This window comes from Bradyrhizobium sp. 40, from assembly GCF_023100925.1.
Lineage (GTDB): Bacteria > Pseudomonadota > Alphaproteobacteria > Rhizobiales > Xanthobacteraceae > Bradyrhizobium.
In genome coordinates this window covers 7,292,120-7,304,055 of the sequence record NZ_CP064688.1, presented here as the reverse complement: position 1 = coordinate 7,304,055, position 11,936 = coordinate 7,292,120, and the positions used below count along the sequence as shown (strand labels likewise).

Genomic DNA, 11,936 nt, shown 5'->3' with positions numbered 1-11,936 from the left:
TCATTAAAGTCAACTTCCCCTGATCGAACGTGAAGCTTAGAGTGCTTCTACCTGGTCAAAGGCGCGAGTTCGACGCCACCAGAGGAGGTATTCATGGACGACACTTCAAAGTGCCCGTTTTCGGGTGGAAAACGTGTGCCGGCGAACCGCGATTGGTGGCCGACCCAGCTCAGCATCGAGATGCTGCACAAGAATTCCCCCAAGTCCGACCCGATGGACAAGGACTTCGACTACGCCAAGGAATTCAAGTCGCTCGACCTGAACGCGGTCATCAAGGACCTGACGGCTTTGATGACAGACTCGCAGGAATGGTGGCCCGCCGACTTCGGTCACTACGGCGGCCTCATGATCCGCATGGCCTGGCATAGCGCGGGCACCTATCGCACCACCGACGGTCGCGGTGGCGCCGGCGCCGGACAGCAGCGTTTCGCGCCGCTCAACAGCTGGCCCGATAACGCCAATCTCGACAAGGCCCGCCGTCTGCTCTGGCCGATCAAGCAGAAATACGGCCGCAAGATCTCCTGGGCCGATCTGATGGTGCTGGCCGGCAACGTCGCGCTGGAGTCGATGGGCTTCAAGACCTTCGGCTTTGCCGGCGGCCGCGTCGACGTCTGGGAGCCGGAAGAACTGTATTGGGGTCCCGAAGGGACGTGGCTGGGCGATGAGCGCTACAGCGGCGAACGCCAGCTCGCCGAGCCGCTGGGCGCGGTGCAGATGGGCCTCATCTACGTCAATCCGGAAGGCCCGAACGGCAAGCCGGATCCGGTCGCCGCGGCCAAGGACATTCGCGAGACCTTCGCCCGCATGGCGATGAACGACGAAGAGACCGTCGCGCTGATCGCCGGCGGCCACAGCTTCGGCAAGACCCATGGTGCCGGCGATCCGTCGCTGGTCGGACCGGAGCCGGAAGCGGGCGCGCTCGAGGATCAGGGCCTCGGCTGGAAGAGCAAGCACGCGTCGGGTCACTCGGGCGATTCCATCACCAGCGGACTCGAGGTGACATGGACGACGACACCGACCAAGTGGAGCAACAACTTTTTCGAGAACCTGTTCAATTTCGAATGGGAGCTGACGAAGAGCCCGGCCGGTGCGCAGCAGTGGACGGCCAAGAACGCCGATGCCATCATTCCCGACGCCTTCGACAAGTCGAAGAAGCACCGGCCGACGATGCTGACGACCGATCTCTCGCTGCGTATGGATCCTGCCTATGAGAAGATCTCGCGCCGCTTCCTGGAGAATCCCGATCAGTTCGCGGACGCCTTCGCCCGTGCCTGGTTCAAACTCACCCATCGCGACATGGGTCCGGTCGTGCGCTATCTCGGCCCGCTGGTGCCGAAGGAAACGCTGATCTGGCAAGACCCGATCCCCGCCGTGAATCACGAGCTGGCCAGCGAGCAGGATATCGCCTCGCTGAAGACCAAGATCCTGGCCTCGGGTCTGTCGGTCTCGGAGCTGGTCTCGACCGCATGGGCGTCGGCCTCGACGTTCCGCGGCTCGGACAAGCGTGGCGGCGCCAACGGCGCACGCATTCGCCTCGCCCCGCAGAAGGACTGGGAGGTGAACGAGCCGGCTCAGCTCTCGAAGGTTCTGGGCAAGCTCGAAGCGATCCAGAAGGACTTCAACGCGTCATCCGGTGCGAAGAAGGTCTCGCTGGCGGACCTCATCGTGCTCGGCGGCACCGCCGCGGTCGAGAAGGCGGCGAATGATGCCGGCGTTGACGTCAAGGTCGGCTTCACGCCGGGCCGCATGGATGCCTCGCAGGAGCAGACCGACGCCGCTTCGTTTGCTCCGCTGGAGCCGCGGGCCGATGGCTTCCGCAACTTCATCGGCAAGCGGCAGCAGTTCATGATGCCCGAGGAGGCTCTGGTCGATCGTGCGCAGCTGCTCCGGCTTACCGGGCCGGAGATGACGGTGCTCCTCGGCGGTCTGCGCGTGCTCGGTGCCAATGCGAATGGTTCGAAGAACGGCGTCCTCACCTCGAAGGTGGGAACGCTGAGCAACGACTTCTTCGTCAACCTGCTCGACATGAGCACGCAGTGGACGCCGGCCGGCACCGACGGCACCTATGAGGCCCGCGACCGCAAGACCAACGCGGTCAAGTGGACCGGCACGCGCGTCGACCTGATCTTCGGCGCGCACTCGCAGCTTCGCGCCTACGCCGAGGTCTATGCCACGTCGGATTCCAAGGAGCAGTTCGTCAAGGACTTCGCCAAGGCCTGGACCAAGGTGATGAACCTTGACCGGTTCGACATCGCGGCCTGATTCCAAAGCTCGGCAAGCGACAAACAAAAAGGGCGGCCGAGAGGCCGCCCTTCGTGTTTCTGGCAGGTGGCGAGATTTACTCGCCGGCCGCTTCGCGCGCGGGCTGCTGGCTCTCGCCCTTGCCCTCGAGGTCTTCGCCGGTCTCCTGGTCGACCACTTTCATCGACAGGCGGGTCTTGCCGCGGTCGTCGAAGCCGAGCAGCTTGACCTTGACCTTGTCGCCTTCCTTGACGACGTCGGAGGTCTTCTGCACGCGCGCCGAGGCGAGCTGGCTGATGTGGACGAGACCGTCCTTGGAGCCGAAGAAGTTCACGAAAGCTCCGAACTCCATCACCTTGACGACGGTGCCGTCATAGATCTGGCCGACTTCCGGATCGGAGGCGATCGACTTGATCCACTTGATCGCGGCCTTCATGGCCTCGCCGTCGTTGGAAGCGACCTTCACGGTGCCGTCGTCCTCGATGTTGACCTTGGCCCCGGTCTTCTCGACGATCTCACGGATCACCTTGCCGCCGGTGCCGATCACTTCGCGGATCTTGTCGGTGGCGATCTTGAAGGTCTCGATGCGCGGCGCGTATTCGCCGAGCTCGGCACGGGCGTTGGTGAGCGCCTTCGACATCTCGCCGAGGATGTAGATACGCCCATCCTTGGCCTGGCCGAGCGCGACCTTCATGATCTCCTCGGTGATGCCCTCGATCTTGATGTCCATCTGGAGCGAGGTGATGCCCTGCTCGGTACCGGCGACCTTGAAGTCCATGTCGCCGAGATGGTCCTCGTCACCGAGGATGTCCGAGAGAACCGCGAACCGCTTGTCTTCGAGGATCAGGCCCATCGCGATGCCCGCGGTCGGCCGCTTCAACGGCACGCCGGCGTCCATCAGCGCGAGCGAGGCGCCGCAGACCGATGCCATCGACGAGGAGCCGTTGGATTCGGTGATCTCCGACACCACGCGCGTGGTGTAGGGGAATTCGTGGTGCGGCGGCAGCACCGGGTGGATCGCGCGCCAGGCGAGCTTGCCGTGGCCGATCTCGCGGCGCTTGGTGCCGCCGAGGCGGCCGGTCTCACCGACCGAGTAGGGAGGGAAGTTGTAGTGCAGCAGGAACGTCTCTTTGTACGTTCCCGACAGCGCGTCGATGTACTGCTCGTCCTCGCCGGTGCCGAGCGTGGTCACGACCAGCGCCTGGGTCTCGCCGCGGGTGAACAGCGCCGAGCCGTGGGCGCGGGGCAGCACGCCGACTTCGGCGACGATGTTGCGCACGGTCTTGGAATCGCGGCCGTCGATGCGCTTGCCGGTGTCGAGGATGTTCCAGCGAACGATCTTGGCTTCGAGCTCCTTGAACACGCCGCCGATGCGCAGCTTGTCGTATTTGGGCTCCTGGCCTTCCGGGAAGTAGTGAGCGATCACCTTTTCCTTGACCTTGCCGACCGCGGCGTAGCGATCCTGCTTGACCGGAATGGCGTAGGCGGCGCGCAGTTCCTGCTCGACCATGCCGAGCATTTCCTTTTCGAGCGCCGAATTGTCGATCGTGGTGACCTCGCGCGGCTCCTTCGCGGCCTTTTCGGCGAGCTCGATGATCGCGTTGATCACGGGCTGGAAGTGGCGGTGACCGAACATCACGGCGCCGAGCATGATCTCTTCGTTCAGCTCCTTCGCTTCCGATTCCACCATCAGCACCGCGTCTGCGGTGCCGGCGACGACGAGGTCGAGCTGGGTGTCGACCATCTCGTCGAGAGTCGGGTTGAGGATGAACTCGTCATTGGCGAAGCCGACGCGCGCGGCGCCGATCGGGCCCTTGAAGGGAGCGCCCGATAGGGTCAGCGCAGCCGATGAGGCCACCAGCGCGACGATATCGGGATCGTTCTCCATGTCGTGCGAGAGCACGGTGACGATCACCTGGGTCTCGTTGCGCCAGCCGTCGACGAACAGCGGACGGATCGGACGGTCGATCAGGCGGGAAACCAGTGTTTCCTTCTCGGTCGGACGACCTTCACGCTTGAAATAGCCGCCGGGAATGCGGCCGGCTGCATAGGTCTTCTCCTGGTAGTCGACGGTCAGCGGCAGGAAGTCGACGCCTTCGCGCGGCGACTTCGCCGCAACGACGGTGGCGAGCACCACGGTCTCGCCGTAGGTCGCGACGACTGCGCCGTCGGCCTGGCGGGCGATCTTGCCGGTTTCGAGCTTGAGAGGGCGTCCACCCCAGTCGATCTCGACTGAATGCTTATTGAACATAGAGGTCTTCTTTCATGGGTTCTCGAAAGAAGGACGGGTCGAAAAACAAAAACCATGCGCAAGATTGCGGGACGTTGATCGAAGCGGGCGATCAGCGTCCTGCGATCCTGCCATGGTTTCTGGATTTCGGATGGCGTCCATCCCTTCGGGTCATACGGGCGCCTTGCCCGTTGTGCCCAGCCGCCGGATTGCTGCTGGACTGTCAGTCGGCACGAACGCGAACACCGAAGCGCGGTGTTCGCCCATCATGCCCCGGATGCTCGCCGTCAACGGCTCGCATCCGACGCGCACGCAGCCTCGACGAAAAACCTTTAAACAAACGCTTTCGTTCGAAATCACGCGCGAAAACGCGCGCCGTTTGGCGCGCGTAAGAACTCTTAACGACGAATGTTGTGCTTCTCGAGCAGCGCCTTGTAGCGCGCCTCGTCCTTCTTCTTCACATAGTCGAGGAGCGAGCGGCGGGTCGAGACCAGCTTCAAGAGACCGCGACGCGAATGGTTGTCCTTCACGTGGGTCTTGAAATGGTTCGTGAGGTTGGCGATGCGTTCCGACAGGATCGCGACCTGAACCTCTGGCGAGCCGGTATCGCCGGCCTTGTTGGCATTCGTCTTGATGACTTCCGCTTTGCGTTCTGCGGCAATCGACATCGGTCAATTTCTCTCGTTGCGATCGGCGCTGGCAGTCAGGCCGGTCAGGTTGAACACACGCTTGGGGATGATTTCGCCATTGCCGACTTCGGCAAGCGCGAGAAGCCGGCCTGCCACCGTGACATAGACTGTGCCGCTACAAGTGGGCGCATCCCGTCCGCGCAACAAAACGGCTTGGCCCCGATGGAGCCTTGCCGCATCAGCCCGAGTGACGGCCAGTGCCGGGATGTCGTCCAGCGCGGTCTCAACGGGCATAAGCGCGTCGGCGAGGCTACCCTCGCCGGACGCGGCTCTATCGCACAAAGCCTCCAACTGATCCAGCGGAATCATGTCGTTCTCGCCAAATGGGCCGACCAGGGTCCGCCGCAGCGCGCAGATATGGCCGTAACTGCCGAGAATCCGGCCCATATCGCGGGCCAGCGCGCGAACATAGGTGCCCTTGCCGCACTCGGCCTCGAACACGGCATGGTCGCTATCCGGTTGATCTACAAGGCTTAAACGGTGAATCTCGACCGGACGGGGGGCCAGTTCCACGATCTCGCCGTCGCGGGCGAGGTCGTAGGCGCGCTCGCCCTGGACCTTGATCGCGGAATAGCGCGGCGGGATTTGCTGGATCACCCCGGTGAAACGGGGCAGCAGGGCCTCGATGGCCTCCCGGGTCGGGCGCTGGTCCGAGGTTGCGGTCGCCCGGCCCTCGATGTCGTCGGTGTCTCGCTCCTCGCCCCAGCATACCGTGAATCGGTAGCGCTTGCGGCCATCCATGACGAAGGGAACGGTCTTGGTGGCCTCACCCAGCGCGATCGGCAGGCCGCCGGAGGCCAGCGGATCCAGCGTGCCGGCATGGCCGGCGCGCTTGGCGTTGAACAGGCGCTTGAGCACGGCAACGGCCTGCGTCGAGGTCATGCCGATCGGCTTGTCGAGCACCACCCAGCCGTGGACGTCGCGGCGGTCGCGGCGCGGCTGGTTGCCCTTCTGCTTGTTGGCGCGCGGATCGTTGTTGACGCGGCGCGGCTCCTGAGGCGGCTGAGAATTGCCGCTCATGTCCGCAAAACTATTTTTCTGCACGTCGAGCTGATCGGCCTCTTCGCCGCCGATCGTGCCGTGAGCCGGGTCCATCGTCATCGTTCTTCTTCCCGATCCGAATCCGGATCCTGTTCCAGGTCCTTCTGCACCGCGGGTGTTCGCAAAAGCTTCTCGATCCGTTCCGCTTCGTCGAATCGTTCGTCGACGCGGAAGCGAAGGTCAGGTGCAAATTTCAGGTTAACGCGCCGCGCGACCTCGCCGCGCAGGAATTTCTTGTTGCGCTCGAGCGCAGCGAGGACGACCTCGGTGTCGCGGCCACCGAGCGGCATCACATAGACTGTCGCGAGCTTCAGGTCGGGCGACATCCGCACCTCCGGCACGGTGATGATGTGACCTTCGAGGTCTGCATCATGCACGCTGCCTTGCGCCAGAATCTCGGCTATCGCATGGCGAACCTGCTCGCCGACCCGCAACTGGCGTTGCGAGCCGCCGGACGCGGAACTCTTTTTCTGATGATGGCGGGGCATGGTCTGAAAATCACCTCGTCATGCCCGCGTTTGGGGCACTGGCACTGTCATTTGTCTTGTTGAAACGAAGAGGGGTGGATGGCCGGAAAAAATCCGGCCATCGCACTCCCGCAATTCAGTTCAAAAAAGATCCAGGCGCTTCGGTAAGATTTGGACTTACAGGGAGCGCTGGATCGTCTCCACGCGGTAACACTCGATGACGTCACCGGCGCGCATGTCGTGATAGTTCTCGAAGGCCATGCCGCATTCCTGACCGGACTGGACTTCCTTCACTTCGTCCTTGAAGCGCTTCAGCGTCGACAGCTTGCCTTCGTGCACGACGACGTTGTCGCGGATCAGGCGCACGTTGGCGCCGCGTTCCACGGTGCCGTCGGTGACGCGGCAGCCGGCGACCTTGCCGACCTTGGAGATGTTGAAGATTTCCAGGATCGCGGCATTGCCGAGCATGGTTTCCCGCAGGGTCGGCGCGAGCAGGCCGCTCATGGCCTTCTTCACGTCGTCCACGAGGTCGTAGATGATGTTGTAGTAACGGATCTCGATGCCGTTGCGCTTGGCGGCCGCAGCGGCCTCCTTGTTCGCACGAACCGAGAAGCCGATGATCGCGGCGTTGAAGCCTTCCGCGAGCGTCACGTCCGATTCCGAGATGCCGCCGACACCCGCATGCAGGATGCGCGCGGCGACTTCGTCGGTGCCGAGCTTCTCCAGCGAGCCGAGGATCGCTTCCAGCGAGCCCTGCACGTCGGCCTTGATGATCAACGGGAATTCCTTGCGGCCCGCCGTCTTCAACTGCGACATCATCTGCTCGAGCGAGCCGCGCATGCCGGAGATCGAGGCCGCCGCGTTCTCGCGCTTCTGGTGCGCGCGGTAGCTGGTGACCTGGCGGGCGCGGGCTTCGTTCTCGACCACGGCGAGACGATCGCCGGCTTCCGGCGGACCGTTGAAGCCGAGCACCTCGACCGGCACCGACGGACCTGCCTCCTGCACCGTCTCGCCCTGATCCGAGATCAGCGCGCGGACGCGGCCCATTTCGGCGCCGGCGACGATGATGTCACCGACACGGAGCGTGCCGCGCTGGACCAGAACGGTCGCGACCGGACCGCGGCCACGATCGAGCTTGGCTTCGATCACGGTGCCTTCGGCCGGACGATCCGAATTGGTCTTGAGGTCGAGGATGTCGGCCTGAAGCGCGATCATCTCGAGCAGCTTGTCGAGATTGGTCTTGTTCTTCGCCGACACTTCGACATCGACGACTTCGCCGCCGAAGGATTCGACCTGCACCTCGTGCTGGAGCAGCTCGGTGCGCACGCGCTCGGGCTTGGCGTCGGGCTTGTCGATCTTGTTGATGGCAACAATGATCGGCACCCGCGCCGCCTTGGCGTGGTTGATGGCTTCGATCGTCTGCGGCATCACGCCGTCGTCAGCCGCAACCACCAGCACGACGATGTCGGTCACCTTGGCGCCGCGGGCGCGCATCGCGGTGAACGCGGCGTGGCCGGGCGTGTCGATGAAGGTGATCTTCTTGCCGCTTTCGGGCGACAGCACCTGATAGGCGCCGATATGCTGGGTGATGCCGCCGGCTTCGCCGGAGACCACGTTGGCATGACGGAGCGCGTCGAGCAGCGAGGTCTTGCCGTGGTCGACGTGACCCATCACGGTCACCACCGGCGAGCGCGGCTCGGTGTCGGTGGAATCGTCGATGGCGTCGAACAGGCCTTCTTCAACGTCGGACGCGGCAACGCGCTTGACGGTGTGACCAAGCTCCTCGGCGATCAGCTGCGCAGTGTCGGCATCGATCACGTCGGTGATCTTGTGGATCGCGCCCTGCTTCATCAGCATGCGGATGATTTCCACCGCGCGCTCCGACATGCGGTTGGCGAGCTCCTGGATGGTGATCGCCTCCGGGATGACCACCTCGCGAATGAGCTTTTCCTTCGGCTCGTTCGCGGCATGGCCCTTCAGACGCTGGGTGCGGCGGCGGAACGAGGCGATCGAGCGCTCGCGGACGTCGTCGGCATTGAAGGCGGTGACGACCGTCAGGCGGCCGCGCTCCTTCTGCGGGCCGGGCTTGTGGGTGGGCTTGGGAGCGACCACAGGCCGCGCAGCGCCGCCGGGGCCGCGACGGATCTGGCGCGGACCCTCGTCCTCGTCGGGTCCGGCTGCGACAGCGGGGGCGCGGCCCACCGGGCCTCCCGGCCGCTGTGTGGTCGTTCCGGGCCGCGCGGTCGTTGTTCCCGGGCGTGCCGTGGTGGTTGTGCCGGGGCGCGCCATGGGCGCACCGGGGCGCGCTGCAGGAGCGGCCGAGGTCGCCGTTGCGGGGCGCGCGGCGGATTGCGGTTGCTCGCCTTCGCCAAAACGCTTCTTGGCCTCGGTTTCGGCCTTCCGCTTGGCTTCCTCTTCGTGACGGTGACGCTCCTCCTCGGCCTTGCGGCGGGCTTCGGCGGCCTCGCGATCGGCACGCTCGGCGCTTTCGCGGACCGCGCGGCGCTGGGCCTCTTCCTCGGCATGGCGGCGCTCTTCGACTTCGCGCACCTTGGCATCGGCCAGCGCGCTGGCGCGGGCGGAACGTTCGTCCTCGGTCAGCGTACGCAGCACCACGCCGGAGCCGGCGTTGCGCGGCGGCGCGGGGCGGGCCGGAGCAGGCTTGGGCGCGGCGGCCGGCGCGGGTTTCGCCACCTCGGCGACCTGCGGCTCGGGGCTGCCGTCGACACGGCGCTTGCCACGCTTCTCGACCACGACCTGCTTGCTACGGCCATGACTGAAGCTCTGGCGCACGGTGCCCGTTTCGACGCGCGGCTTGAGCGATAGCGTCTTGCTCGGAACGCTCAGCTTCTTGTCGCCAGGGGTCTTGGTATCAACCATTAAGCAGTCCTAATCCTGATCTTGTTGTCTTGTGCGTTGCCGCACCGTGCTATCGGGTGGTCGTTGTCTCTCAGAAATCCTGGCCGGGCTTTTCGGCAGTCCTGTCAGCGTCCGCCATCCGGTATCGGACCAGCATCTGGCTACGTGACAGGAATGACTTGCTCGCCGGGCCCGCGAGCAGGGCAGCATGTATCACATTTGACCGGGTAAGTGCCAAATCCAATTCTGATGATTTTAGTGCGGTGACGACGGGAATCTGCGGCTTGGCGCCGCGATTTCCCTCATTTTGACGCGCCAGCATGTCCAATTTGCGGATTCCGTCCGCGGCCCCGTCGCTGGCATGGATCAGGACCTCGACCGTACCTTCCCGAAGCGCGCTTTCGACCTTGCCGAAACCGGCCACGATCTGGCGCGCCTTGGCGGCAATCCCAAGGGCTTCGACCACGCTCCGGACCAGGAGCGCCTCGATGTCGGCGGGAAGCGTCGGAGGGATGCGCAGCTCGCGCTTGAAGGCTTTGGTAAAATGGTGACGCCGGACGGCTTCCGCAACCACCTCGCGCGAGGCGGTGACCCACATGCCGCGTCCGGGCAGCTTGCGCTTGAGATCGGGAACTATGTGCCCTTGCGGCGAGACGACGAAGCGGATCAGCTCGTCGATCGGCCGGACCTCGCGGCTGACCGCACACATCCGCATGGTCGCGGACCTTTCGGTCCGCGGTCCATGGTCAAGTTCGGGGTCAGTATCGGCGAGCATCCGGGTGACATCCTCCTTCGCCTTAAGCCGGCTGATCTTCGGTCGCCTCGGCCTCTTCGGCGGGCTTGGCGAGATCGGCCTCGGTGATCCAGCCGGCCTTGACACGGGCCTGCATGATCATCGCTTCAGCATCGTCACGGGAAATTTCGAGGCCATCGAGCGCGCCCGGATATTTGGTCTGCTCGCCGCCCTCCTTGCGCTCGGTCCAGCCGACCAGATCGTCCGTGGCGCAACCGGCGAGGTCGTCGACCGTCTTGATGTCGTTCTCGCCGAACTTCACCAGCATCTTCGAGGTGACGCCGGGCACGTCCTTCACGGCGTCCTCGACGCCGAGCTCCTTGCGCCTGGCCTCGAGTTCGGCTTCCAGCTGTTCGAGATATTCACGGGCGCGGTTCTGGAGTTCCTGCGCGGTCTCCTCGTCGAAACCTTCGATGCCGGCGAGTTCCTTGACGTCCACCATCGCGAGTTCCTCGACCGAGGTGAAGCCTTCGGACGCCAGCAATTGGCCGACCACTTCGTCGACATTGAGCGATTCCATGAAGACGCGGGTGGAGTTCTCGAAATCGGCCTGGCGGCGCTCCGATTCCTCCTGCTCGGTCAGGATGTCGATGTCCCAGCCGGTGAGCTGCGAGGCCAGACGCACATTCTGGCCGCGGCGGCCGATCGCCAGCGAGAGCTGGTTGTTGGTGTCGGGCACGACGACCTCGATGCGTTCGCGGTCTTCGTCGATGACGACCTTGGAGACTTCGGCCGGCGCCAGCGCGTTGACCACGAAGGTCGCGATGTCGGGCGACCAGGGGATGATGTCGATCTTCTCGCCCTGCAATTCGTTCACCACCGCCTGCACGCGCGAGCCGCGCATACCGACGCAGGCGCCGACCGGATCGACCGAGGAATCACGGGAAATCACGCCGATTTTTGCGCGCGAGCCGGGATCGCGGGCGACCGCCTTGATCTCGACGATGCCGTCATAGATCTCGGGCACTTCCTGCGCGAACAGCTTTGCCATGAACTGCGGATGGGTGCGGGAGAGGAAGATCTGCGGGCCGCGGGTCTCGCGGCGGACGTCGAAGATGTAGGCCCGGACGCGGTCGCCGTTGCGGAACACTTCGCGCGGTAGCATCTCGTCGCGACGGATGATGGCCTCGCCGCGGCCGAGATCGACGATCACGCTGCCATATTCGACGCGCTTGACGACGCCGTTGACGATGTCGCCGATGCGGTCCTTGAATTCCATATATTGCCGGTCGCGCTCGGCCTCGCGCACCTTCTGCACGATCACCTGCTTGGCGGATTGCGCGGCGATGCGGCCATATTCCAGCGGCGGCAGGGTGTCGGCGATGGTGTCGCCGACCTGGGCACCGGGATTGGCGCGCTGCGCATCCACCAGCGAGATCTGGTTGGAATGGTTTTCGACCGTCTCGACCACCAGCATGTGGCGCGACAACCGCAGCTCGCCCTTCTTCGGGTCGATCTCGGCGTGAACGTCGGTCTCGCTGCCGTAACGGGCCCGCGCCGCCTTGGCGATGGCATCCTCCATCGCCGCGATGACGATGCCGCGGTCGATCGATTTCTCGCGCGCAACGGCGTCGGCGATCTGAAGCAATTCAAGTCGATTGGCGCTGACTGCCATG

General features: G+C 64.4%; 8 protein-coding genes. 1 reads left to right on the top strand and 7 read right to left on the bottom strand.

Annotated features, from left to right (window positions below):
- The first annotated feature begins 93 nt into the window (after positions 1-93).
- Positions 94-2,262 (top strand): catalase/peroxidase HPI, encoded by a 2,169-nt coding sequence (gene katG, locus IVB40_RS34865; protein WP_247817697.1) that lies wholly within the window; start codon positions 94-96, stop codon positions 2,260-2,262.
- Between the two features lie 76 nt (positions 2,263-2,338).
- On the opposite strand, the gene pnp is transcribed toward katG, so the two are convergent.
- The 7 genes from pnp to nusA form a co-directional block, all read right to left on the bottom strand.
- Positions 2,339-4,492 carry a polyribonucleotide nucleotidyltransferase gene (pnp, locus tag IVB40_RS34860; protein ID WP_007598347.1) on the bottom strand — a complete coding sequence of 718 codons (2,154 nt, stop codon included), beginning with the start codon at positions 4,490-4,492 and terminating at the stop codon, positions 2,339-2,341.
- Between the two features lie 377 nt (positions 4,493-4,869).
- A complete protein-coding gene (rpsO, locus tag IVB40_RS34855) occupies positions 4,870-5,139 on the bottom strand; it encodes a 30S ribosomal protein S15 (protein WP_007598346.1) in 270 nt (89 codons plus the stop codon).
- A gap of 3 nt (positions 5,140-5,142) precedes the next feature.
- Positions 5,143-6,261: a tRNA pseudouridine(55) synthase TruB gene (gene truB, locus IVB40_RS34850; protein WP_247817696.1), complete on the bottom strand. Its 1,119-nt coding sequence runs from the start codon at positions 6,259-6,261 to the stop codon at positions 5,143-5,145.
- Positions 6,258-6,689 (bottom strand): 30S ribosome-binding factor RbfA, encoded by a 432-nt coding sequence (gene rbfA / locus IVB40_RS34845; protein ID WP_247285120.1) that lies wholly within the window; start codon positions 6,687-6,689, stop codon positions 6,258-6,260. The genes truB and rbfA overlap by 4 nt, the downstream gene beginning before the upstream one ends.
- Before the next feature lie 156 nt (positions 6,690-6,845).
- On the bottom strand, positions 6,846-9,548 hold the full coding sequence (gene infB, locus IVB40_RS34840; RefSeq protein WP_247285121.1) for a translation initiation factor IF-2: 2,703 nt from the start codon (positions 9,546-9,548) through the stop codon (positions 6,846-6,848).
- Positions 9,549-9,618: 70 nt separating this feature from the next.
- Complete coding sequence (locus tag IVB40_RS34835) at positions 9,619-10,302, bottom strand: RNA-binding protein (protein ID WP_247357433.1); 684 nt, start codon at positions 10,300-10,302, stop codon at positions 9,619-9,621.
- Positions 10,303-10,324: 22 nt separating this feature from the next.
- Positions 10,325-11,935, bottom strand: a complete 1,611-nt coding sequence (gene nusA / locus IVB40_RS34830; protein WP_007603900.1) for a transcription termination factor NusA — start codon at positions 11,933-11,935, stop codon at positions 10,325-10,327.
- Position 11,936 lies beyond the last annotated feature (1 nt).